Below are 24,974 nucleotides of genomic sequence, written 5' to 3' on the forward strand. Positions count from 1 at the left end.
CACCAGAGCGCTTTTCCCTTTGAGGAGTGTTCAATCATGAATCCTTTTAAAGCGCCGTCATTTGGTGGCGGTTCGTTCGCGGGAGCATTGGCGGGTCTGCAGCAGCCTGCCAAAGCGTTGCCATCCGATAAAGACAGACAGAAAGAGTCTGAAACACAGGTTCAGGATTGGCTTGATGCTGACGTCTGGCAACAAGGCGAACTTGAGTTGGTATGCGTCGACAAGCGTCGGGAAACCCATGATGTGGCGACTTTGGTATTGCAGCCATCCCATCCTTTGCGATTTCACTTCAAGCCTGGGCAGTTTGTGACGCTTGGTGCCGAAGTTGACGGTAAAACACTGTGGCGCAGCTATACCATCTCATCCTCACCAAGTCGGCCTTATAGCCTGGAGGTAACTGTTAAAAAGGTGAGTAACGGAATGGCGTCTACCTATCTGGTGGATAAACTTGCCATTGGCGACTCGCTTAAGGCTTTGCCACCTGCCGGGGAGTTTAACCTGGCTGAGTATGATGCTGATAACTGCCTTTTGTTAAGTGCCGGCAGTGGTATTACTCCTATGATGTCCATGACTGCTTTCGTAGCTGACACCCGCATCCACAAGGATATAGCCTTTGTTCACAGCGCTCGCAGTGACAGGGATATCATCTTTGAACGGCGTTTGCGTAAGCTGGCGGCAACCAGGTCTGAGTTCAGGCTGGCGTTTGTGCTAGAACAGCTTTCAGAGCCGGGTACAGAGTCCTCTGATGCAGCAGTTGTTACAGGAAGGCTGGATTGGTCTAAATTGCTCTCTTTGGTGCCGGATGCTATGGAACGTGAAGTGTTTGTTTGTGGCCCTGAAGCTTATATGCACTCGGTGAAAGAGATGCTGAAGAATGCCGGCTTCGATATGAGTCGGTATCACCAGGAGAGTTTCACTCCGTCATCAGGCAGCGTCAAAGCTCCGGGGGTGAGTTGTCAAACTGAGGAGATTACCGCAGGCAGCAGTTTGTCAGTGAGCTGGGGGAAAAGTGAAGCCCGGGTAGAAAATGGGAGTTCTGTGCTTGAGGCTGCAGAGGAGCTGCAGCTACCGATTATTACCGCCTGTCGAGCCGGTGTCTGCGGTGCATGCAAGTGTAAGGTGGTGAAAGGTGAGGTGAGAAGCAGCAGCCGGGTGACGCTCACTGATGAAGAGGTGGCCGCGGGTGTCGTGCTTGCCTGTGCCAGTACGCTGCATTCTGACGCCGAGTTGACTCTGGTCTAGTTTACAGAGTGGCGACAGAGCGGGTTTCAGCAGTATCCATGAGTTTTTTTACACTCATATTGCTTAATTCCGGACTCAATCGTATTGTTAAAGGGAGTGGGTATGCAGTTGGTTGTATGCCGGGTCCCATTTCAATGCGACAGGAGAGACTGAATGGCATTGAGTACTACAGATAATGCGTTGCCTGAAGATGTCTCTCCGGCTCATATTTTATACGGATTGATGTCGGCATTCGCACTGGCCTGTATTCCTGTTGTGCTGGCTTTGGTGATTAACCTGTCTCAGCGTGCCAGAGGCGCTGTGCTTCGCAGTCATTTGAGATGGCAACGCTGGTCAATGTTGGGCTTTATCGGAGCCTGTTTACTGGCCTGGAGTATTCCTCAGGTTTGGTTGGCGCTGACGGTGCTGACGCTGGCTGTACTTTGGTTTGCCAATCGCATCGTTAAAGGTTGGCTGAGACTGGCCGACGGCCTTGAAATGCCGTAACACACAGCGCGTATAACAATGAAAAAGGGACCAGATGGTCCCTTTTTTGGTGTCAGGGAAGGTGCGACAATCAGCAGTACCAGGCTGCGAGTTGGCTGCGGTAATCCTCGCCCGGCGTTATCGCTAATATCAGGCCGTCACAGGCCTTGGAAGCGGCGTTTGTCACCTGATTTGAAGTATTGATCAGCAATGGTAATTTGAGCTCCTGCTGTAAATCCTCGCAATAGCCTATGTCCAATACACGCTTGCCGCTGCGAGTCTCAAACCCGGACTCCGCCAGGATTACCTGACGATTACCGCTCTGCTGCAGCGCACTGACGGCCTGTTGTAGAGCTTCAGTTTCGGCATCCGGGTGCCTTTCCAGAATGACTGGGACGGGCAGCGTACCGACTTGTTCCAACAAGGCTGTGTTATACATGTTATCGCTGCCGATGTAGAGGATGTCGGCATGAGCGACTGAGGTCAGTAATCCCGGGTGGGTGACTTCCACTACACTGCACAAATCGAAGCTGTCCAGAGCTGTGATCACCTCTTCCAGTGCCTGCTGTCCCGTCTGAGTGATTACCAGCCCCTGGAAGCCCTGCTCCTTGAGAGACTTGGCCAGATTGCCCGGGTTCATCAGTGCTTGATCTACATCCAGACTGGCGAGCATGCCCAGGTGCCCCTGACCAAGGGCGAATTGTCGAACCTTGATATCAACCGCCTGCTCAGCCAGGTGTTGTTCGGTTTTGGAGGTGTCAGGTTCTATCATCAACTGCTTTTGACTGAGCTGCGTAGGCTCAACGGTTTCGCAGGGGTAGCAACCCAGCACCTTGATAAAGCGGGTGAGTTCAGCCAACTCTTTGAGGGTGGACTCCATCGCCGGGATCCTGAGATTGGCCTCAATATCCAGATAAAACATCTCTTCCCAGGGCGTACCGGCAATAGGACGGGATTCCAGCTTACTCATGTTCAATTTATGCTGTTTCAGTACCAGCAGTGCATCGACCAAAGCGCCAGGCTTATGACCTGTCGCCATAATCAGAGTGGTTTTCGCTGGCAGTTGCTCAGGTACGGCAATCGCTTTGCGGGCCACCACAATAAAACGGCTTTGATTAACCTTTTGGTTAGCCAGGTTGTTTTGCAACACTTCCAGTCCATAGAACTCGCCGCCCTGAGCACTGCCAATTGCAGCGATATCAGTACGATCACTGTGCATGATTCTGTCCATGGCATCGGCACTGGAGGCGCAGTATTCAAGTTTGAAATCCTTGTGCTGACTCAGATAACGGCTGCACTGACTGATTGGCTGTGGATGAGCAAATAGTGTAGTGACCTGTTCCAGTTTTGTTCCCGGTTTTGCCAGCAAGCAATGACCAACTTCAATAGTCGTTTCACCAACAATGGCCAGGCTGGTGTGCTGCAGCAGGTCATAGACCTCATTGATGGAGCCGGATGAGGTGTTCTCTATGGGTAGAAACCCATAATCGGCATGGCCGGATTCAACGGCATTGATAATCTCATCAAAGCTTTGGCAACCCAGATCCAGCATCTCAAACGAGCGTCGTTGGCAGTAGCGGGTGGCTGCAAGGTGTGAATAGGAACCGCGGGCGCCCAGGTAGGCGACACAGTACTGCTGTTTGGTGACGTCAGGATTGGCCCGCCCCTGCAAAAATGCCTGCTGACTTAGTACTGAGTCTTCGATAATGGTTTGGTACAGGGTCAGCACAAAGTGAGCATCCAGCCCCTGCTCACGTCCCTGCTTTACCAGTCTCGCCAGCAGCTCTTTTTCTCTTTGGGTATCTCGAATAGGACGAATATCGACCTCTTTGCTGCGAGCCACGTCCAATGCCAGATGCTTGCGCTGGGCAAGCAGAGCCAGCATATCTTTATCAATAGCGCTGATCGCCTTACGTATCTCCGTGAGAGCAGGTGGTTTGTCCATGGTTACCTCTGAAAATCATATAAAAAAGCCCCCCATGTGGGAGGCTGACTTTTTATTTTCTTTTTGACACCTTTAAGCCGCCTCCGGAGTTGGTGGTGCAAAAAAGAAAATAAAAAAGTGTTGTGACATGCTGTTCATAGTTTATGAAGGTAAGCATCACCGGCTTGAGTGTCAATCAAAAATTCCTTGATTTACAGGATCAAAAAAGCACGCCACTATGGCGTGCTTAATTGTTTTACCGGATATCAGGCGACATATTCGTCGTATTCAGCTTCTTCCTCTTCAATATCCTCAGCTGGCAGTTTACCGGTATGACGTTTTGCCTCATCTTTGTGGGCAAGTCGATTCAGCTGCTTTTGCAGTTTTTGGCCCATGGCGTTGATGGCATTGTACAGGTTTTCGTGTTTAGCTTGGGCGAACAACTCTCCCTGTGGTACTTTTACCGTGGCCTCGATTTTAAACAGGGGTTTTTCTTCACTGATAATGACGTGGGGATTAATCAGTTGAATGTCATAGCGCTCCAATTTCGCCAGACGACTTTCAACGCGTTCGCGGATGGGAGCAGTGACTTCAAGGTGCTTGCTGGTAATTTTTAACATATATAGAACCTTCTGTTGTTTCCCTGAATTCAGACTAGCAATATCCCCGGTGAAAGTCGTGCGCTAAATCACGTTTTTGCACCTCTGGTGAGTTGTTTGAGGAAGATTTCGGCACTTGAACAGAAATCGCTTAAATTGTCCCGATTCTGCTTGTAATCCTCTGTTTTGCAGGTCATATTCGAATGGATAAGTCTATTGCACCCCGCTGATATCTCCTCCGCATTGCTGTTTTTTTACTCCCTCTTATTTCAATTTCCCAGTGTCAATTCAAGTAAATCCGATTAAGTTTCTGCTTTGTCTTGAGTAGAATGCTTACTAGGGTCTGCTGATCTTTGAAGATGGTTTTTGCAGCTTTTTGTCGTTGTTTTATACAAAGCAACGCGATTGATGTGTAGTTGTTCTACATAAATGAGCGTTAATGCAGTAGAAAGCGACGACAAACGCTGTCCGAAGGGCTCGGCTATACGCGCTTTACTCTTTGTTGCAAGGTATTTGCTTAGGCCCACTAGGCGGCACACCTTGCGTCGCGATTAAAGCGCGTCTATCTCGAGCAAAATTCAACCATGAAAGGTCAACAGACCCTAGAGATCACATTTTTATTTTAAGGGAATAACGATGAGCGCAAGTGTGAAAGTGTGGGACTTCCCCACCAGATTGTTTCACTGGGCGTTGGTGGCACTTATTGGCGGACTTTGGTGGACGGCTGACGCAGGCGAGATGGAGTGGCATATGGTGCTGGCTTACAGTCTGGGCGCGTTGCTGCTTTTCAGGATTATCTGGGGATTTATGGGCAGTGACACCAGCAGGTTCAGAGACTTTGTTCATGGTCCACGCACAGTAATCGGTTACGCCTCTTCACTCAAAACCCGTGGGGTGACACCTCACAGCGGTCATAATCCTTTGGGTGGCTATATGGTGGTAGTCATGTTGCTGGCCATTGCGGTGCAATTCACTACGGGGCTGTTCGCCACAGATGATGTCTTTACTGAAGGACCTTTGTACGCCTATGTCAGCTCAGACACCGCGGACTGGATGACCTGGGTTCACAAGAAGAACTTTGATTTTATTCTGGTGCTGGTGGGGCTTCATTTACTGGCGGTGTTGGTACATATGTTTAAAGGCGATGCCTTGCTGGGCGCTATGTTTACCGGCCGTCGACAGGGGATTGCAGAGCGTAACCTGCAATTTGCCCCATTATGGCAGGCATTAGTGATTCTGGCGGTTATCGGCGCGCTAATGGGTTACTTTCTGATCTGGCCTGTATACAGCAATATGTACTAATCCCTATCTGTGGTACGGATAAGATTGAACAAAAACGCCGGTCACAGAACCGGCGTTTTTTTATGGTAAGCGAAAGGGATCAGTCTTTCTTGTAGCTGTCGTGGCAAGCCTTACAGTTTTTGGCTGTGGCGCCAAAGGCTTTTTTGATCGCTTTCTTATCGCCGGTTGCTGCCACTTGGGCCAGCTTTGCAGCATCTACCTGAAACTTTTCCATCTTGGCATCAAAATCGGCCTTATCGCTCCAGATATCGGATTTGGCTTCTGTATCACCTTTATCACTGCCGGCAACAAAGCCTTCGCCTGGCATTTTAGACAGAGCTGCAACATTTTGAGCGCGCTTTTCGAAGACTTTGGCATCGAAAGGCTTCTTGCCCTTCATCATGGCACCCATGTCACCAAAGTTATGAACAATTGCACCGAATACGTCCTGGCGATATTCAATGGCGTCCTCGGGCTTTTTAAAATTGTCGGCAAAGGCGGCAGAGCTGAAAGTTGCTGCGACCAGCACAGAAAGCATGATCTTTTTCATTGTTGTTCTCACATTGTTGGGTTTATTTGTGATTTGCGCAGACAATCTTACCTGTTGCAACTTGATGTTCAACAGAGATTTTTGTCAGAAATTGTATTCTGGCCGTTAAAGGAGACGGTCTGATGTTGCCATTGCCCCGGGATTGATGTGAGTTTGGCCAAACACTTATGATGCGGATTGGCGATGGCGGGGGAAATCGATACACTGTCAGGGTGTTACCTGAGACGGTGAGAGATTAATGCGAGCAAGTTGGGATCTGGTCCTTGAGAAAATACTGAGCCACAGCAATTACGCTGAGCTGGAGAGTTTATTTCATCTGTTGCTGACCGAAGAGGAGCGTAGTGCCGTCGCCAGCCGCCTCAAGGTTTTTCAGTTACTGCTTCAGGGCGATTTAAGCCAGCGCCAGATAGCCGCGGAATATGAGATCAGTATCGCCACTATCACTCGTTGCTCCAATTATCTGAAGCAGATGCCTCCTGAACGTCGGCAGGAGATACGTGACTTGATAATGGATACAGAGAATAGATAGCAATAACGCGCCCTTGGGCGCGTTTTTTCATTCAGCATCAGGCTGGATTAGTGACAGCCACAACCGCCGCTGCCGCAACCGCCACCTTGCTCCTCAGAGCAGCAGCCTTCTTCACCTTCGCCGCCACAGCAACCGCCTTTACTGCCACAACCGCCATGGGCGTGGATGTGACCGTGAGCGATCTCTTCTTCTGTGGCTTCACGGATATCCATCACTTCAACGTGGAATACCAGTGCCTGGCCTGCCAGAGGGTGGTTACCGTCTACCACGACAGTATCATCTTTAACTTCAGTCACCTGGACCGGACGCTGACCCATTTCGGTCTCAGCGATAAAGCGCATACCTGGGACAATATCTTCGATATCACCAAAAGCGCTCAGGGGAACTTCCTGACGCAGGCCATCATGGTAAGGACCGTATGCGTCTTCAGCGTCAACAGTCACGTCAACGATGTCGCCTGTAGCCTTGCCTTCCAGTGCTTTTTCCAGACCCGGGATCAGGTTGTTGGCACCGTGCAGGTAAACCATAGGCTGCATATCAAAAGAACTTTCCAACACTTCGCCCTGCTGGTTGCTCAGACGATAGTGAATGCTTGGAACTGTATGTTGAGAGATTTTCATAATGCCTCCAATCTGACTTTGGGCGGCATCATACTCTGGTTTTTCCCGGTTGGCGATGGAAACCCCATACTTCTGTTATTCAAAGCACAGGTTTGTCCGTCAGCCGTGTGCTGCAGCACGCACAAAGACCAGGCGACGGCGGGTATGTGAGCGCAGTGATAAGCCTCGGAATATGAGTAAAAGCGTGCTTCACCTCAAATTGCGTCCAAGTGTGATTCAGCGTAATAATTGCAATTCAAGATAGAGGGGTGAGTTTTAAGGGTAAGATATATATAGGATTTTATTGGTGTGTAATGTTGTATCATTACGTTGACGTAAGCTGAAAACCTAATGAAAATCGTTATTTGAGGGCTGTTAAAACTTATGAAAATGCCGGTCGGGTCAAACAGAATGAATGAAGTTATAAATTAGTCTGTTTTTATTGGAAACAGGGGCTTGACAGTCACCGTCGTTTCAAGCAATGCTGTTTATACATTAACCGCAGGGTAAACACTTTTAGTCATGCTTAATCATCGCCACGTTGTAATTACCACCATTACAACCACCACTATCACCATAGTGGGGGCGGGCTGATTACACCCTGAAAATAACAGATTCAATAAAAGCCCGCTCCCACCAAAGGAGCGGGCTTTTTTGTTTTCTTCTTTGGACAGAGCGGGAATAGGGAGATAAAGATGAAAGTCATGAAATTTGGGGGCACCTCTCTGGCCAATTGGGAAAGGTTCCGAGCTGTTGCTCAGTTGGCAGCAGAGCAGACTCAGCAGCAGGGTGTTGCGCTGGTTCTGTCGGCGCCTGCCACAGTGACCAACTCACTGCTGGAGTTGGTGGAACTTGCCCGGAACGGTCAGGAATACAGTGTATTGCTGGGTCGGGTCGAGTCGCTGTTTAACGGGTTGTTTGCCTCAGCACTGCAGGATAAAGAGCTGAGTCTGGCTCAATTCGAGTCTCTGCAACAGGTTTTGGCGGCACAGATCGCTCGCTGGCGTAATCTACTGTCCGGCATCAGCCTGCTTCGCTCTTGTCCTGACCCTGTTTATGCTCAGGTCGTTACCGCCGGTGAAGCTATGTCTGCGGCCCTGATGATCGAACTGATGAAGCACAAAGATCTGGATGGTTGTCTTATCCAGCCAGCCGAAATGCTGCTGGGCGTGGGTGGTGTTAAAGAGGCTATGGTCGATATTGATGCCAGTAAGCCGAATTTTGCTGCTCTGGATTTGTCGGCCAATCGGGTGTCGGTAATGCCAGGTTTTACCGCTGGTGATGGTCAGGGTAACCCCGTCTGTTTGGGGCGAAATGGTTCTGATTACTCTGCCGCTGTATTGGCTGCCTGCCTGGATGCCAGCGCCTGTGAGATTTGGACCGATGTGGATGGTGTTTACAATACCGACCCCAGGTTGGTAGCCGATGCCAAGTTGCTGTCCCAACTGAGCTATCAGGAAGCGATGGAGCTGTCCTATTTTGGTGCCAAGGTACTGCACCCAAAAACCATCTCCCCAATAGCCCAGTACCATATTCCCTGTTATATCAAAAACACCATGAATCCGGCTGCCCCAGGAACTCTGGTATCCAACGAACCGGATCAGACTGGTCTGCAGGTAAAAGCGATTTCCAACCTGGATAACCAAACCATGTTTGATGTGTCCGGGCCCGGGATGAAAGGTATGGTCGGTATGGCCAGCCGGGTGCTGGAAGCCATTGCCCGTATTGGTGTGTCGGTATCTCTGATTACTCAAAGTTCTTCTGAATACAGTATCAGCTTCTGCGTCGCCACCTCGGATGCTGCCAGAGTGAAGGCATCATTGGAGTTGGAGTTTGAACTTGAGCTGAAGTCGGAATTGCTCGAGCCGATTGAACAGCAACATCAGTTGTCCATTGTTTCTCTTATCGGTGATGGTATGCGTACCCACAAAGGTGTCGCTGCCGGTTTCTTTCAGGCGCTGGCTCAGGCCGGGGTCAATATTATCGCGCTGGCTCAGGGCTCCTCAGAACGTTCTATTTCTGCTGTGGTATTGCAGCGCAAAGTGCCCAACGCTATTCGCGCCTGTCATCAGAAGTTTTTCGATGTGCAGCATTATCTGGATGTATTTCTGGTGGGGTGTGGCAATGTGGGGGCCGGCTTGCTTGAGCAGATCCGCCAGCAGCAAGCAGCACTGCGTGATGAGCATATCAGTGTCAGGGTATGCGGCGTGCTGAACTCCCGGCAGATGTTACTCAGCGCTGATGGTGTCGATTTGGCTTGCTGGCGTGACCAACTTGAGCAAAGTGCTCTGGCGGCCAATCTGGATGCCATGGTGTCCTTTGCCCGGGAGCAACAACTCTTGAATCCTGTGCTGGTGGATTGTACCTCCAGCGAAGAGGTCGCAGGTCGCTACCTGGATCTGCTGAAAGCCGGATTGCATGTGGTTACCCCCAACAAGAAAGCAAATACTCGCGACTTTGCCTATTACCAACAGCTGCGTCAGGCTGCGCTTAAGTATCGTCGCCAGTTCCTGTATGAGACCACCGTAGGTGCAGGTCTGCCGGTAATCGACAATCTGAAAAAGCTGTTGATGTCGGGAGACAGGCTTAAGAACTTCAATGGCATTTTGTCCGGCTCTTTGTCTTATATCTTTGGCATGCTGGATGAGGGGATGTCTTTGTCTGAGGCAACGGGTATTGCCCGGGACAAGTGCTTTACTGAGCCGGATCCAAGGGATGACCTCAGTGGTATGGATGTGGCCCGTAAGGTGCTCATTTTGGCGAGGGAAGCCGGTATGCAGTTGGAGCTGGATGATATAGAGGTGCAATCCGCGCTGCCACCTGAGTTTGATGCCAGCGGTGACGTCGACACCTTTATGGAAAACCTGCCAAAGGCCGATGCCTGGATGGCCGCTCAGGTCAAAGCGGCCGCAGAGCAGGGTAAGGTGCTTAGATATGTTGGCCAGATTGATGAGCAGGGTGGTCGGGTGGTCATCGCTGCTGTAGATAAAGATGACCCTCTCTACAGTGTTAAAGGTGGTGAAAATGCACTGGCGTTTTACAGCCGTTACTACCAGCCTATTCCATTTGTGCTCAGGGGCTATGGAGCAGGTACAGAAGTGACTGCAGCCGGCGCCTTTGCTGATGTGCTGAGAACCCTGAACTGGAACCGTGAGGTGGGCCAATGAGTTTAACTGTTTATGCGCCCGCATCCATGGGCAATGTCAGCGTAGGTTTTGACCTTCTGGGGGCTGCGCTGGCACCGGTTGATGGCAGCCTGTTGGGAGACAGGGTTAGTGTTGACCACAAAGAGTCAGGTGTGGAGTTATCCGTGAGCGGCAAGTGGGCCGACAAACTGCCATCAGACCCTAAGCAAAATATTGTTTACCAATGCGCGGAGTTTTTCCTGAAAGCTCAGGGGATCAAGTCTGGCGTTTCCCTGGTACTGGAGAAGAATCTGCCTGTGGGCAGTGGTCTGGGTTCAAGTGCCAGCTCAGTGGTTGCGGCATTTGCGGCGATGAATGAGTGCTTTGGACTGCCCTGTGAGCCCCAGGCGCTGCTGGAGCTCATGGGGGAATTCGAAGGCAAAATCAGTGGAGCGGTTCACTATGACAATGTTGCGCCCTGTTATCTGGGCGGGATGCAATTGATGCTGGAGCAGCACGGCCGTATCAGTGAGTCTATCCCGGCTTTTGATGACTGGTATTGGGTGGTTGCATACTCCGGGGTGTCCTTATCCACCGCCAGAATGCGTCAATTGATGCCGCAGCAATATGATAAGCGCACTTGTATCGACTTCGGCCGTAATCTGGCGACCTTCGTTCATGCCAGCTACAAACAGGATGCGCAACTGGCGTTGTCGGTACTTAAAGATGTGCTGGCCGAGCCCTATCGGGCGCCGGCGATTCCGGGCTTTGAAGTGGCCCGTGCCGGATTGAATGAACTGGGTATGGATGTCACCGGTATCTCTGGCAGTGGCCCAACCTTGTTCTCTGTAACCCGGGATAAAAAGCTTGCCGAGCGGGCCGCAGCCTGGCTTGCAGAACATTATGTGTGTGAAGCGGACGGATTCGTCCATGTGTGTCAGTTGGATCAGCAGGGCACCCGACGGGTGTAAGGAATAACAATGGAACTTTATAACTTAAAACATCCGTCGCAGAAGGTAAGTTTCTCAGAGGCTGTGCAGCTGGGGCTGGGCAAAGACAGAGGCCTGTTTTTTCCGGCTGAGGTGCCACAGATCGATGATATTGATGCGTTGCTTGCAAAGCCTTTTGTCGAGCGCAGTCAGGAGATTATTCATCTTTGGCTGCAAGGAGAGATAGAGCGCGAAGTGAGTGACGCTTTGGTTGCCAACGCTTTCAATTTTGAGCTGCCCCTTGCCAAAGTTGATGACAAACGCTGGTGCCTGGAGCTGTTCCATGGGCCGACGCTGGCATTTAAGGACTTTGGTGCCCGCTTTATGGCGCAGTGCGTTAATCATCTTGCCGGTGACGCTCCACTGACCATTTTGACTGCCACCTCAGGTGATACCGGTGCAGCCGTAGCCGATGCTTTCTATGGCCTGGATAAGGTCCGGGTGGTGGTGCTCTACCCCAAGGGCAAAATCAGCGTGCTGCAGGAGAAGATGTTCTCCACACTTGGCGGCAATATTCACACTGTAGCGGTCACCAGTGATTTTGATGCCTGTCAGGATCTGGTGAAGCAGGCCTTTGAGGATGCTGACGTGCGTAACGGTTTGCGTTTGAATTCAGCCAACTCCATCAATATCAGTCGCTTGCTGGCGCAGGTTTGTTATTACTTTGAAGCTGTGGCTCAGTTCAGACAGGCCACCCCAGGCAAGGCACCTGTGATATCTGTGCCCAGTGGTAACTTCGGTAATTTAACCGCAGGCCTGTTGGCCAAAGCGATGGGTTTGCCCGTGGCACGTTTTGTGGCTGCAACCAACAGTAATGATACTGTGCCCAGATATCTGGCGGATGGTCAGTGGCAGGTGAATCCGACTCAGGCCACCATGTCCAACGCCATGGATGTGTCTGACCCAAGTAACTGGCCCAGAGTAGAGACTTTGTGCAAGCAAAAAGGGTGGGGCGATGATGTGCTCAGTGGTGTGGCCCTGTCGGAAGCGGAAACCAGCGCGGCTTTGGCACAATTATATAAAGCCGGTTATCAGAGTGAGCCCCATGGTGCCATTGCAGCGGAGGCTTTATCTCGCGCGCTGGGTGAAGGGGAAAAGGGGCTGTTCCTTGGCACTGCTCATCCTGCCAAGTTCAAGGATGTGGTGGATAGAGAGCTTGAGCTGGATTTACCCCTGCCAGAGGCGCTGGCAGATGTTGCCGGTAAGCCCATATTGTCGGTGACCTTGTTGCCGGAGTTTACTGTGCTTAAAGAGTATCTGTTTGCCAGACTTGCTTAATAGAAGACCGAGGTATTTGTAACGTAAGAAAGGCGTGCAGGGAGCACGCCTTTTGTTTTATCCGGCGGTTAACCTGCTTGCTGTTTTGCCCAGTAGCGCATCTGATTGATTTCAGCTGACCAAAGCTCGGGCCTGATGGTCTCGAGAATCAAGGGTATACCCCGGCTCCAGGGCTGAGCAGCAATATACTCAAAACAAGCAGAGCCAATTTCGCCCTGACCCAATGAGTCATGTCTGTCTACCCGGCTGCCCAGGGGGTTCTTGCTGTCATTCAGATGCATACCTTTGAGGTACTGCATGCCGACCACACGGTCGAACTCGTCAAAGCTATATTTGGCCGCTTCTTTGGTCCTCAGATCATAGCCTGCGGCGAACATATGACAGGTATCAAGGCAAACTCCGACCCGGGATTTATCTTCCACTTTGTCGATAATCTCTGCCAACTGCTCAAAGCTGTAGCCCAGATTGGAACCCTGGCCTGCTGTGTTTTCTATCACGGCGCAGACGTTCTGAGCTTGATCCAGTGCCAGGTTGATGGACTCGGCGATACGCGTCAGGCACTCAGACACTGAGATTTTCTTCAGATGGCTGCCGGGATGAAAGTTCACCATGGTCAGGCCCAATTGCTGACAGCGCTCCATTTCTTCAATGAAAGCGCTGCGGGAGCGAGCCAGGCCTTCTGGGTCAGGGTGCCCTAAATTAATCAGGTAGCTGTCGTGGGGCAGTATTTGAGCGGAATGAAAGCCATAGGTTTCGCATGAATCCCTGAACTCTCTAATCTCTTCATTGCTCAGGGGGGCATGTTGCCATCGACGCTGATTACGGGTGAACAAAGCAAATGCGGAGGCGCCAATATCAACGGCATTGGTGACGGCATTATGCAGTCCTCCAGCCATGCTGACGTGGGCTCCCACATACAGATATGAGCTTTCTGTGGAGCCTGAAGTGTCATTCGTAGGTTTGTTTTTCATGTAAAAGCTTACTTTTTATGAGGATGTAGTCGCGGCATGTGAGACTTCAACTATGCTTATCCTAATGGATTCAGATGGAAAAGCAGAATGGACTCTAACGCGATTCAATCCTCAACTCAAACCTCTGACTCAGCGCTGTTTGCGCAGGTACTGGCTGAAATCGGAAAACTCCAGGCAAGATTTATTCTGGGGGATGATGTCTTGTTCCCTGTCTGTCAGGAATTTGCTGAATTAAGTCAGTCAAGCTCAGTGCTGCTGGTGGATGTGAACTCAATCTCTGAGCCAGAGATGCCGGAACATGCTGCATGCTGGTGTCATGACACAGTACGTTTTTTGTCGCTGTGGAAAGAGGTCCGAGACTGGCCCTTTGCGGAGCAGGAAGCGGTTGTTCACAGGTGGCGGTCTTTTGTTGTTTGGCCTTTGCCCAGCACCAATACATTGATTTTTTTCCGTGAGCCCCAAACCGAGTGGCTGGAGTTCCTGATGGATCATCAGCAATCTTTGTCACAGTCGTTAATGGGTATGCTTGCTCCTCAGACCCGTAACTGGCGTGAGCAAAGTGGTCAGCATAATTTATGTGGCTATGACGCCGAGATTTTCCGTTCAGTGGTCAGTAACAGCGAAGATATGATTCTGGTGTTGAATCTTGCTGAAAATGGGGAGTCTACCGTCATCTATGCCAATGCAGCTGCCACCTCAATCAGTTTGTACCCAAGGTCTCAGCTTATCGGTCATCCCGCTGTAAAGATTTTCGACTCATCCAAAGCTGACGATGAAAGCTGCGACTCTTTAATGGAGGCCCTTAAGACTCAGGAGGAGTTTGACGGCGAGCTGTGGATAGAAAGGGCCGATGGCGAAAAAGCATTGCTTTTAATTCACCTGGTACAGCTGGGTAATGATGGCCAATCGGGCTTATTTGCTCTGGTGGGCAGGGACAGGACTGAGCAGAAGAAAATGCAACTGGCGATGGCCAGAACCCAAAAAATGCAGGCGATTGGTGAGTTGGTGGGTGGTATTGCCCATGATTTCAATAACATCCTTGGGGTAATGAAGGGCAATATCGAATTGATGGAGCTGAAAAACCGGGATGAGAAACTCGAGAAGTATCTCAACACCGCGTTTAAGGCCTGCCAACGTGGAACCGACCTTACCCGAAGGCTGTTGCAGTTCTCCCGACAGGAACAGTTCAACGCCTGTAACCTCAGCGTCAACGAGATTGTTTCAGGCCTTGAGGATCTGTTTTCCAAATCTCTCACCTCCAGTGTCAGTATCAGTATCGAACTGGCGTCAAATGTGTCCTCAGATATCTGGGTCGATAAAGGGGACCTTGAGGATGCGCTATTGAATCTGGCCATCAATGCCCGGGACGCCATGGGCGGCGAAGGTGAACTGATTATTCGCACGGGTGAAGAAGATATTGAAGGCGTGATTCAAGGTCCGGGAGGAAGCACCAATATAAAACCCGGCCGTTATGTCTGGATTTCGGTACGTGATACGGGTACCGGTATTCCCCCGGAGATCCTGGAGAAAATCTATGATCCCTTTTTTACGACTAAAGATAAGAGTAAAGGCACAGGCCTTGGATTGGCGATGACCTATGGGTTTGTTAAACGTTCCAAGGGCTATATGAACGTAGTGGATACCGGTCCGGATGGCACCGAATTCAGATTGTGGTTCCCGGCTTCAGATGTTGAGCAGGTCAATAAGTCCCAGACAGAGCCAAGACAGCAGTCGCCCAGGACTTTGCAGGTTGAAGGAAAGCTCAAAGCTCTGGTGGTTGACGATGAGGTTGAGCTGTTACAGGTGCTGTCAGACTATTGCGGCATGCTGGGCATTGAAGTTGAGAGCTTCAGCGACCCCCTGCAGGTGAAGTCCCGCTATGGCAGTGATGCCGGTGAAATAGATATTTTGATTACCGATGTGTTGATGCCGGGCGGAATGAACGGGTACGAGCTAGCTCAGGCACTTCATAACAATACGCCTGATCTGAAAGTGCTGCTGATATCCGGATTTATCCATGATATCGGGGTGACCAAAAAGGAAGAGATGCCCTATCAGGTACTCAACAAGCCATTTGATTTGGAGAGCTTCTCCAATGCGTTAAAGCAGGCAGGGATCAGTTTTGTCGAGAGAGAGGGTGAGTAAATGAGCATGCAGACAGTATGGGTCGTGGATGATGACAGGGATTATTGCCAGCTGATTGCAGAGGTGCTGGAAGATGACTATGAGTTAAGAGTCTTTTACAACGCCGGAGATTACGAAGCGGCTATCCATGATGGTCATCCGGAAGTGATTTTAATGGATATTAACCTTCCGGATAAGGATGGTATCACCCTGTGTAAAGAGCTGGTGGAGAATGGGACAGACAGTTCTGTTTTGTTTGTCTCAGGCATGAACACTCTGGATGAGCGTCTCAGAGCCTATGATGCCGGTGGCGTGGACTTTATTGCCAAGCCCTTTGAACTGAAAGAGCTGATTGCCAAAACCGCTGCTGTGGCGAGCTATCAGGCCAAAAAGAAGATGCTTAAGCAGTCGGAAAGCATGTCCAGAGACATGGCTTTCCAGTCCATGACAGAGTCTTCCCAGTACGGCAGCGTGATGCAGTTCTTTCGTCAGTGTTTTCTGTGTGACAATTTCGATGATCTGGCCAAAGCCTTTTTTGATGTGATGGAGCAGCTCAATCTGAAAACCTGCCTGGAGATCCGGGTAGGTGAGCCAAAGTACTATGTGCCTGAGAATACGGCTATCAGTCCCATTGAAGCCAATATCTTTGAGTTGTTGGATAAACAGGGGCGTTTATACGACTTTGGCAGCCGGACTATCTGTAACGATAAGCATGTGTCTTTCCTTATCAAGAATATGCCGCTGGACGATGAAGTCTTGTATGGCCGACTGCGGGATGTGATTGCGGTGATTATCGAAGGCCTGGAAGCCAGGGTTCTGGATATCCAACGCCAGCAAACCCTGCAGATGGTGCTGGATAAAATTCAGGGACTACTTTCCGGTGTGAAAACTTCCATTATGGAAAATGATAAGCGCTTCAGTAAGGCGCTGACCAATATCACCACGGACATCCGCGGCAGCTTTCATGTATTGGATATGACACTGGAGCAGGAGGAGTATTTCTCTGGTCTGGTGGAGCGCCATCTTAAGGAGGCCAACTCTGCCGGAGATGCGTTCGTCCGGCTACAAAAATCACTTAACTCAGTTATTCAGGAGATTGAGTCCGGGCAGTAATAAAATGCTGGGCGGAATAAAAGGAAGGCTTTGCCTTCCTTTTTACATTTCAGGTATGTTGCGCTTTTGTTGATCGAGGTCAACCGCAGGAGCAGGTCAGGCTGGGTATATTGAGAGTCACTATAGACCAACCCAGCCAGAGAGGCGCAGTATGCTTAAGCGTTTACAGCAGGACCACAAAAACATCAGTGTGTTGTTGAATATACTGGCAAAGCAATCACAGCAATTGGTGCTGGCTGAGCCTGTGAACTTTCGCATTATGATGGATGTGATCGAATACATGCTGGCATATTCCGAACACAGTCATCACCCGGTGGAGGATATTGTGTATCGCTACTACAGTGACAACACTCCCCAGGCTGAATTGTCAGATCGAATGCTAAGCCAACATAAGGCACTGACTGAGTCTACAGAGTCACTTCACCAAACCTTACAGCAAGTGCTGAACGACCAACCTGTTACAACTGAGCTGCTGCAAACCGAACTTGAGCAATTTATCCGACAGCAAAGAAGTCATATGCAGTATGAGGAGGAGATAGTGTTTCCTATGCTTAGGGAGCATATTTCAGAGCAGGGATGGGAAGCCGTGGCAGATCTGTGTCAGGAAATGCTGATCCACGACCCGCTGTTCAGTGACAAGGTTTCGGTAGAGTGCCACAGGCTGCGGGCTATGGTAAGCGAATCGGGCGGTGAGTAGCCTAAAACTCTAACGAATGCAGAACCAAAAAGCGCGCCAATTGGCGCGCTTTTGTGTTTATAGAATATCGTCGATATCGTAATCCAGGCTGCTGTCGATATCCTGAAGTTCTTTTAGCAAACGTCGCTTATCCTTCAGTGCTTCAATCTCACGCCACTTACGCTTCTTGTTTGAGCCGCGGGAGCGAGTTGGCTTTTCAACGACAGAATCCAGTGCACTTCCATAATCCAAACGGTCCATGGCGACCTCCTGTTTTTTTGTATCTGTTGGGAACTAAATACCACAGTCGTCGGACAGGATGCAATACAAATGTTGCAGAAATGTTATTGTGGTTAACTTTTTGAGGGCGGGTAATGATGGTCAACTGGTTGGTGAATAAGAAAAAAGCCGGCGATTGCCGGCTTTAAATCAAATGTTTCCTTTTCGGAACATATTTATCAGTGCATTGCTGGATGCATCGAGTTCAGTTGCATCTGTATCTGCACCCAGACGGGCAAGTACATCATTGCCGAGGGTTTTACCCAGTTCTACGCCCCATTGATCAAATGAGTTGATGTCCCAGATAGCGCCCTGAACAAAGGTTCTGTGCTCGTACAGTGCGATAAGCGCACCCAGAGTCTCTGGAGTGAGTTTGTCCATCAGGATGGTGTTGCTCGGCTTGTTACCTGTCATCACCTTATGCTTGGCGATAAGCTCACGTTCCTGCTGACTCAAAGAGGAAGAGGACAGTTCTGCCAGCGATTCCTCAAAAGTCCTGCCCTGCATCAATGCCTGAGTTTGACCAAAGCAGTTGGAGGCCAGTTGAGCATGGTGTTCTCCAACAGGATTATGGCTCTGCAGCGGCATAATGAAGTCAGCCGGGATAAGCGCAGTACCCTGATGCAGTAGCTGGTGGTAGGCGTGTTGACCATTGGTGCCTTCGCCACCCCAGATTACAGGACCGGTTGAATGGTCAACCTGTTCACCACCCAGGGTGACATGCTTACCATTACTTTCCATATCCAGCTGCTGGAAGTAGGCTGGCAGACCACGCAGATAGTGATCATAGGTCAGTACAACGTGGGATTGAGCGTCGTGGAAATTGCCATAAAGTACTGACAACATTCCCATGATAACCGGCATATTGGTTGCCAAAGGAGCTTCCAGGAAGTGCTGATCCATCTCCCTGGCGCCGCTCAGCATGGCTCTGAAATTGTCCATACCAATCAGCACGGCAATTGGCAGGCCGATGGCTGACCACAGGGAGTAACGACCACCAACCCAGTCCCACATAGGGAAGATGTTGTCGGCGTCAATACCAAACTCAGTGGCTTTGGCCACATTGGAAGTCACCGCAACAAAGTGTTTGGCTACATCAGCCTGAGAGGCTCCAGCTGCCAGGAACCAATCTTTGGCTGTCAGGGTATTGGTCAGGGTTTCCTGTGTACCGAATGACTTGGAGGACATGATAAACAGCGTGGTTTCATGGTCCAGTTTCTTCAGTTTTTCACAAATGGCTGTGCCATCAACGTTGGCAACAAAGTGGCACTTCAGAGCGTCAGTCCAATATGGACGCAGGGCTTCTGAGGCTATTTTGGGACCCAGGAAAGAGCCGCCGATACCAATGCTGACAACATCAGTAATGGTTTTACCCGTATAGCCTTTCCACTCACCATCACGCACTAAAGCGACAAACTGCTCCATTTTGTTCAGCGTTTGCTGAACTTCAGGAACCACGTTGACACCATCAACTTTAATATCGGCATCTGCAGCGGCGCGCAGCGCGGTATGCAGTACAGCACGACCTTCAGTGGTGTTAATGATTTCACCATTGAACATCGCAGCTTTCTTCTGCTGCAGCCCGGCTTCTTCAGCGAGGGCCAGCAGTGCTTTCAGCGTCTCAGCGTCGATACGGTTTTTAGAGTAGTCCAGCATCAGACCCGCAGCTTTGAATGAGTAGGTTTCAAAGCGCTGAGGGTCATTGGCGAACAGGCTGCGCATATGCGCAACCTGCTGACTGAGTTGTGATAAAGCTTGCCAGCTCTGACTTTCCGTCAGTTTGGTCATCATGCACTCCTTTAGCTTAACCTTGCAGACGAGCGATCAGCATTTCTTCCAGTTTGCCCTGATCAATGGCAAAGTTGCGGATACCTTCGGCCAGTTTTTCTACTGCCATGGCATCCTGATTCAATTCCCAGCGGAATTCGGCTTCTGTCATAGACGCGCCCGGGGCAACAACTTCAGTTGCTGCGGTCAGTTTGGCGCTGATGGCTTGTTCGCTGTTGGCCAGCTCTTCCAGCAGAGAAGGGCCAATGGTCAGGCGGTCACAACCTGCCAGCTCGATAATCTCACCTGTGTTACGGAAGCTGGCGCCCATTACCACTGTTTGATAGCCATGACGCTTGTAGTAGTTATAGATGTCAGTGACAGACACTACACCTGGATCTTCAGCTGCTGTGTACTCTTTACCGGTTTCTTTTTTGTACCAGTCCAGAATGCGGCCAACAAATGGTGAGATCAGATAAACACCGGCTTCTGCACAGGCACGAGCCTGAGCAAAGCTGAACAGCAGGGTCAGGTTACAGTTGATACCCTGAGCTTCCAGTTCACGGGCGGCACAGATGCCTTCCCAGGTGGACGCCAGTTTAATCAGAATACGGGACTTATCTATGCCAGCGGCCTGGTACAGGTTGACCAGTTTGTGAGCCTTGGCGATTGAGCCTTCTTTATCAAAAGACAGACGGGCATCAACTTCGGTAGAGATGCGACCCGGAACATATTTCAGGATCTCAACACCGATATTGACCGCCAGTTTGTCACCGGCATCTTCAATCTGCTGTTGCAGATCTTCGCTCTGGCTTTTTGCAAAGGCGATAGCATCTTCAATCAGTGGAGCGTATTCAGGGATTTGCGCGGCTTTCAGTACCAGAGATGGGTTGGTCGTGGCGTCTTGTGGCGCGTATCGTTTGATGGCTTCGATATCGCCGGTATCTGCAACGATGGTGGTGAGGGCTTTCAGTTGCTCGAGTGTATTGGCCATGGAAAAAATATCCTTCTCAGTGACAGCCTTAGCTATTAATTGCTGGTCAGTATTAGAAGCGATTTTGCACTCTTTTCCAACCGTTGTTGAAAAAAAACTACAAAAATGACACAAATTTCATTTACCTGAGAAAGTACGGCTGGATGCCCCTTTTACTGCAGGGAGTCGCTTCAAATTAGGTGTTCAGTTTACTGCCTGTGATGATAAAAGTGCAGGGGATCTCCCAACAAAAAAGCCGCTGACTGGCAGCGGCTTGATCTAATTATCAATTTTTTGAAATTGAATTACCTTGACGTAGGTACCATATCTACGACAGTCACATCTGCTTCGATACGACGGTTCGCTTCATTGGCCTCTTTTGAGGTGCCAGGGATCAGTGGCTGGGTAATACCATAACCACGGGCAGAGATACGGCTTGCTTCAATACCAAACTCAGTTTCAAGCGCTCTTGCTACAGACTCGGCGCGGCGCTGCGATAACTTCATATTGTAGTCAGGGTTACCGGTATTGGAAGCAAAGCCCTTAATCAGCACGGTAGACTTTGGATTTTGCTTCATAAATTCAGCCAGCATAGCGACTTCATCCATAGAGGACTTATCCAGATCTGCTGAGTTGTTGGCAAACTTCGCATCAATATGCAGGTTCTGAACAGTCTCTTCGAACACAGTACAGCCGTTGCTGTCTACCATATATTCAGCAGGCGTATCCGGGCACTGATCTACACGATCCGGTACACCATCCTGGTCAGCATCAGTGATAACCACTTCTTCTACAACCGGTGGCGGGGTCGGAGCAGGTTTACTGGTACTGCCAAAGCGGTAAGCGATGGTTGCACCCCAGTAGTTACTGTCCATATCCAGAGTGTTATATCTGTCATCTTCCAGATTACCGTAACGACGGTATTTGGCAGCCAGCTGGATATTGTCAGTAATATAGTAACCTAAACCCAGACCAGCATAGGGAGACCAGCCTGAATCACTGTATTGGTTGGCACCCCAGTTACGGTTGTTCTTTAAGGTGTAGTGCATGGCACCGGCTTCGGCGATGGCGTGGAAATCACCATAGATGGGAATTGTGCCTACCAGACTCAGGCTCAGACCGCGGGCGCCGGCATCATTTTGATTGTTTGACCAGTCCACCCAGGTCGCACGTCCAAGATTGCGATAGCCTACTTCGAAGGCATAGTGCTCGCTCATCTGATAACCGACGAAGGCTTCCCATGCATAGGGGTCATCTTCCTGATTGATCTTATCAGGGAAGTTGTACTCATAGTCGTTGACGCCAACACCGGCACCGATATACCAGGGGCTCAGACCATCATCGTCTTTTGCATTGGCTGCCAAAGAGGCAGGGATCAACGCAGACAGCAACGCAACAGATAGCATTCTGTTCATCATATCTTCTCCATTATTGATGTCGATGCGGAAATATCGAACTGCAGAATCTCCGTTTCACGATTTGCTGGGTGGGCTTGGAAGTATAGTGAATTACCCCCGCAAATATGTTTTTGCCCGTACATTGTTACATATAAATGACCAATGGCAACAAAAAGTGGGCCATCTGTTGGTCTTTTGTTGTTCTTGATCATGGTTGACAATATACATTCACTTTCTTTTTATTCTGTCTTCCCTGGCCCTCCTGTGGCGGTTTTATGTTGAAGCAGGATGTTGTACCCTTTGCTTCACCTTTTTCTAATCTACAAGTCTGACGGCCACTTGATTAACATAAACTGAACGGCTCCCACCCTGCCTGATCAGTGCTTTGTCCCGGCTTTGTCAGATCTGTGATCCTGATGTTGGTTTGTTGGAAAGTATGGCTAACTGTGTTCAGGGGCTGTGATGTCAGTGTCGGTAAAATGGTTAATTGTGAACTTGATCATGCGGATTTTGGAAATGACTATGCTATTTTGCCCCGTCGGATGCAGTAACCGTGACAAAACATGCTCGCGGATTGATAACTTGAATAACAGCAAACTGCTATCCAGGTCTTTTCATTTGGAAGGATTCATTCACTACAAGCACTGCCGGAGCTGAAGGCTTCCGCGGCGCCTTGGTACGGGAAGAAGTAAAACGATATGTTAGAAACAACAGTAAATTTCCTGAACGCATTGCTATGGGGCAAGCTTCTGGTATACGGACTGGTCGGTGCCGGATTGTTTTTCACGCTGAGATTGGCGTTTATTCAAATCACCTACTTCAAACACTCAATCAAAATCATGTCTATGAGCCGCCAGGGCTGTGACAGTGGTTTGTCTTCATTTCAGGTATTTTGTACCAGTATGGCTGCCCGTGTAGGTGCGGGTAACATGGCTGGTGTGGCTGTGGCAATTGGTGCCGGTGGCCCTGGTGCTGTGTTCTGGATGTGGCTGATTGCCATGTTGGGTATGGCCACTGCCATGGTGGAATCGACTCTGGCACAGGTTTACAAAACCCGTGATGCCGAAGGTCAGTTCCGTGGTGGTCCTGCTTACTATATGGAAAAAGGTCTGGGCCAACGCTGGATGGGCGTGCTGTTCTCTATCTTCCTGATCATCGCTTTTGGTCTGGTGTTTAACGCTGTACAGGCGAACACTATTACCGGTGCGATGGAAGTTGTGTTCGATATCAGCCCACTGTATATGGGTATTTTCCTGGTTATCACCTCTGCTTTCGTTATCGTTGGCGGTTTGCGTAAGGTAGCCAAAGTCTCTGAAATCATCGTCCCTGTGATGGCTCTGGCCTACATTCTGATCGCCTTTGTGGTGGTGGCGATGAACATTGAGAAGCTGCCAGCGGTATTTGAGTTGATTATCAAGAGTGCCTTTGGTTGGCAGGAAGCTGCGGCCGGTGGTGTTGCTTACACCGTTGCTCAGGCGATGCAGTCGGGTATTGCCCGTGGCTTGTTCTCTAACGAAGCGGGTATGGGCTCGGCGGCCAACGTAGCGGCCAGTGCATCACCAAACCCAAATCATCCGGCTTCTCAGGGTTTTGTGCAGATGATGGGCGTGTTTTCTGACACTATCGTTATCTGTACTGCCACTGCAGCAATTATTTTGTTGTCCGGCGATGTGACTGCCGGTGCCGACGGTATCAAGATGACCATTACCGCCATGACTGAACATGTTGGTGTACTGGGTGGTGGCTTCGTAGCTGTAGCGATTTTGCTGTTCTGCTTTACTTCTATCATCGCCAACTACTCCTATGCTGAGACCAACGTGCTGTTCCTGTCCGGAAACCGTAAAGGTGTGTTGCCTCTGTTCCGCATCTGTGTGCTGGGCATGGTGATGTTTGGTGCCGTAGCCAAGATCAGCCTGGTTTGGAACCTGGCTGACGTATCTATGGGCTTGATGGCCACAGTGAACATTATCGCGCTGTTGCTGCTGTCCGGTTTGGCTGTGCGCGTGATCAATGACTACCGCGATCAGGTACGCGCCGGTAAGACGCCAGAGTTCGATCGCAGCAAGTTCCCTGAACTGAACGGTCAGGTTGAAGAGGATGTTTGGCAGGATTTGTCCAAACAAAGCTCTGATAAAGCCTGATTAGGCTGACCCTGTTCGGTAAAACCGGACGGGGGCATCTGAAAAACCACGCCCAGTGTGCGTGGTTTTTTCGTATCTATTCAGTATGATTGAACTATTGATGATATGGAGGCAGCAACATGCTGATTGTGGTTTCACCGGCTAAAACGCTGGATTATGACAACCCTGCGGGAACGGACAAATACACTCAACCCACTTTGCTGGAATACAGCCAGGAATTGATCTCTGTTTGTCGCGAGCTGACGCCGGCAGATATCGCTTCGCTAATGAAGGTCAGCGATAAAATTGCTGGCCTGAACGTAGCCCGCTTTACCGAGTGGCATCCTGACTTTACGCCTGAAAATGCCAAACAAGCTCTGTATGCCTTCCGGGGTGATGTATATACAGGCCTGGATGCAGATTCCTTGTCACCTGCAAGTATAGATAAGGCCCAGCAGCACCTGCGGATATTGTCCGGACTTTATGGACTGCTCAAGCCGCTTGATCTGATGCAGGCGTACCGCCTGGAAATGGGGACTTCGCTGGCCAATCCAAAGGGTAAGAACCTTTATGCCTTCTGGGGGGAAGTCATCACTGACGAAATTAACCAGGCACTGGCAGAGCAGGGCGACGACATACTGGTAAACCTGGCGTCCAATGAATATTTCAAGGCGGTTAAGCCAGCCAAAGTCGCTGGGAGAATCGTGACGCCGGTATTCAAGGATTTGAAGAATGGCCAGTACAAGGTGATCAGCTTCTTTGCCAAGAAAGCCAGGGGCATGATGGCAAGGTACATTATCGAAAATGATATCAAGAGCCTGGATGCTCTGAAGCAGTTTGATGTGGCCGGTTACTATTACTGTGAGGCTGAGTCTACTGAGCTGTCACCGGTATTTCTGCGGGATGAGCAGTAATCAGGCTCGATTGCAGATATAAAAAAGCGGCCATTGGCCGCTTTTTGTTTGCCTGAAGC

Annotated in this window: 21 protein-coding genes; 12 read left to right on the forward strand and 9 right to left on the reverse strand. The window is 50.1% G+C overall.

What is annotated here, in order from left to right:
• Positions 1-36: 36 nt before the first annotated feature.
• Complete coding sequence (locus tag ACFOE0_RS05820) at positions 37-1,242, forward strand: hybrid-cluster NAD(P)-dependent oxidoreductase (protein ID WP_248935056.1); 1,206 nt, start codon at positions 37-39, stop codon at positions 1,240-1,242.
• Between the two features lie 153 nt (positions 1,243-1,395).
• Entirely contained in the window at positions 1,396-1,728 is a 333-nt protein-coding gene (locus ACFOE0_RS05825) for a hypothetical protein (protein WP_248935055.1), read from the forward strand.
• A gap of 70 nt (positions 1,729-1,798) precedes the next feature.
• Here the strand turns inward: ACFOE0_RS05825 and ACFOE0_RS05830 are convergent, their stop codons facing one another.
• Positions 1,799-3,652 (reverse strand): chorismate mutase, encoded by a 1,854-nt coding sequence (locus ACFOE0_RS05830; RefSeq protein ID WP_248935054.1) that lies wholly within the window; start codon positions 3,650-3,652, stop codon positions 1,799-1,801.
• 245 nt (positions 3,653-3,897) lie between these two features.
• Entirely contained in the window at positions 3,898-4,251 is a 354-nt protein-coding gene (gene hpf, locus ACFOE0_RS05835) for a ribosome hibernation-promoting factor, HPF/YfiA family (protein ID WP_115135761.1), read from the reverse strand.
• 615 nt (positions 4,252-4,866) lie between these two features.
• Here hpf and ACFOE0_RS05840 point away from each other — a divergent pair.
• The gene (locus ACFOE0_RS05840; RefSeq protein WP_248935052.1) at positions 4,867-5,532 is read left to right on the forward strand and encodes a cytochrome b/b6 domain-containing protein; all 666 of its coding nucleotides are present in this window, start codon (positions 4,867-4,869) and stop codon (positions 5,530-5,532) included.
• Between the two features lie 79 nt (positions 5,533-5,611).
• On the opposite strand, the gene ACFOE0_RS05845 is transcribed toward ACFOE0_RS05840, so the two are convergent.
• Positions 5,612-6,061, reverse strand: a complete 450-nt coding sequence (locus ACFOE0_RS05845; RefSeq protein WP_248935051.1) for a c-type cytochrome — start codon at positions 6,059-6,061, stop codon at positions 5,612-5,614.
• 238 nt (positions 6,062-6,299) lie between these two features.
• On the opposite strand from ACFOE0_RS05845, the gene trpR reads away from it, so the two are divergent.
• Complete coding sequence (gene trpR, locus ACFOE0_RS05850) at positions 6,300-6,590, forward strand: trp operon repressor (RefSeq protein ID WP_248935050.1); 291 nt, start codon at positions 6,300-6,302, stop codon at positions 6,588-6,590.
• A gap of 47 nt (positions 6,591-6,637) precedes the next feature.
• On the opposite strand, the gene slyD is transcribed toward trpR, so the two are convergent.
• Positions 6,638-7,210, reverse strand: coding sequence for a peptidylprolyl isomerase (gene slyD, locus ACFOE0_RS05855; protein WP_248935049.1), 573 nt, complete (start codon positions 7,208-7,210; stop codon positions 6,638-6,640).
• A 674-nt stretch (positions 7,211-7,884) separates the two neighbouring features.
• Between slyD and thrA the strand changes: the two genes are divergently transcribed.
• From thrA to thrC, 3 genes are read left to right on the forward strand one after another with little or no spacing between them, the layout of a single operon-like run.
• A complete protein-coding gene (gene thrA, locus ACFOE0_RS05860) occupies positions 7,885-10,356 on the forward strand; it encodes a bifunctional aspartate kinase/homoserine dehydrogenase I (protein ID WP_248935048.1) in 2,472 nt (823 codons plus the stop codon).
• The gene (gene thrB, locus ACFOE0_RS05865) at positions 10,353-11,285 is read left to right on the forward strand and encodes a homoserine kinase (RefSeq protein ID WP_248935047.1); all 933 of its coding nucleotides are present in this window, start codon (positions 10,353-10,355) and stop codon (positions 11,283-11,285) included. The genes thrA and thrB overlap by 4 nt, the downstream gene beginning before the upstream one ends.
• A 9-nt stretch (positions 11,286-11,294) precedes the next feature.
• Entirely contained in the window at positions 11,295-12,581 is a 1,287-nt protein-coding gene (gene thrC, locus ACFOE0_RS05870; protein ID WP_248935046.1) for a threonine synthase, read from the forward strand.
• A gap of 68 nt (positions 12,582-12,649) precedes the next feature.
• On the opposite strand, the gene nfo is transcribed toward thrC, so the two are convergent.
• A complete protein-coding gene (nfo, locus tag ACFOE0_RS05875) occupies positions 12,650-13,552 on the reverse strand; it encodes a deoxyribonuclease IV (RefSeq protein WP_248935045.1) in 903 nt (300 codons plus the stop codon).
• Positions 13,553-13,639: 87 nt separating this feature from the next.
• Here nfo and ACFOE0_RS05880 point away from each other — a divergent pair, with 87 nt between their 5' ends.
• From ACFOE0_RS05880 to ACFOE0_RS05890, 3 genes are all read left to right on the forward strand, one after another.
• Positions 13,640-15,697: an ATP-binding protein gene (locus tag ACFOE0_RS05880; RefSeq protein ID WP_248935044.1), complete on the forward strand. Its 2,058-nt coding sequence runs from the start codon at positions 13,640-13,642 to the stop codon at positions 15,695-15,697.
• On the forward strand, positions 15,698-16,789 hold the full coding sequence (locus tag ACFOE0_RS05885; protein WP_248935043.1) for a response regulator transcription factor: 1,092 nt from the start codon (positions 15,698-15,700) through the stop codon (positions 16,787-16,789).
• A gap of 151 nt (positions 16,790-16,940) precedes the next feature.
• A complete protein-coding gene (locus ACFOE0_RS05890) occupies positions 16,941-17,486 on the forward strand; it encodes a hemerythrin domain-containing protein (RefSeq protein WP_248935042.1) in 546 nt (181 codons plus the stop codon).
• A gap of 57 nt (positions 17,487-17,543) precedes the next feature.
• Here ACFOE0_RS05890 and ACFOE0_RS05895 read toward each other — a convergent pair whose 3' ends face one another.
• The 4 genes from ACFOE0_RS05895 to ACFOE0_RS05910 all read right to left on the reverse strand — a co-directional run bounded on the left by ACFOE0_RS05895 (position 17,544) and on the right by ACFOE0_RS05910 (position 21,902).
• Positions 17,544-17,726 (reverse strand): DUF3545 family protein, encoded by a 183-nt coding sequence (locus ACFOE0_RS05895; RefSeq protein WP_115135748.1) that lies wholly within the window; start codon positions 17,724-17,726, stop codon positions 17,544-17,546.
• A gap of 168 nt (positions 17,727-17,894) precedes the next feature.
• Positions 17,895-19,532 (reverse strand): glucose-6-phosphate isomerase, encoded by a 1,638-nt coding sequence (gene pgi, locus ACFOE0_RS05900; protein WP_248935041.1) that lies wholly within the window; start codon positions 19,530-19,532, stop codon positions 17,895-17,897.
• A gap of 16 nt (positions 19,533-19,548) precedes the next feature.
• Positions 19,549-20,505 carry a transaldolase gene (gene tal / locus ACFOE0_RS05905; RefSeq protein ID WP_248935040.1) on the reverse strand — a complete coding sequence of 319 codons (957 nt, stop codon included), beginning with the start codon at positions 20,503-20,505 and terminating at the stop codon, positions 19,549-19,551.
• A 284-nt stretch (positions 20,506-20,789) separates the two neighbouring features.
• Complete coding sequence (locus tag ACFOE0_RS05910) at positions 20,790-21,902, reverse strand: OmpA family protein (RefSeq protein WP_248935039.1); 1,113 nt, start codon at positions 21,900-21,902, stop codon at positions 20,790-20,792.
• 677 nt (positions 21,903-22,579) lie between these two features.
• Here ACFOE0_RS05910 and ACFOE0_RS05915 point away from each other — a divergent pair.
• Both ACFOE0_RS05915 and yaaA read left to right on the forward strand, forming a co-directional pair.
• Positions 22,580-24,022 (forward strand): alanine/glycine:cation symporter family protein, encoded by a 1,443-nt coding sequence (locus tag ACFOE0_RS05915; RefSeq protein WP_248935038.1) that lies wholly within the window; start codon positions 22,580-22,582, stop codon positions 24,020-24,022.
• 119 nt (positions 24,023-24,141) lie between these two features.
• On the forward strand, positions 24,142-24,915 hold the full coding sequence (yaaA, locus tag ACFOE0_RS05920) for a peroxide stress protein YaaA (RefSeq protein WP_248935037.1): 774 nt from the start codon (positions 24,142-24,144) through the stop codon (positions 24,913-24,915).
• Positions 24,916-24,974 lie beyond the last annotated feature (59 nt).

The organism is Shewanella submarina (genome assembly GCF_042646185.1).
Classification (GTDB): domain Bacteria; phylum Pseudomonadota; class Gammaproteobacteria; order Enterobacterales; family Shewanellaceae; genus Shewanella; species Shewanella corallii.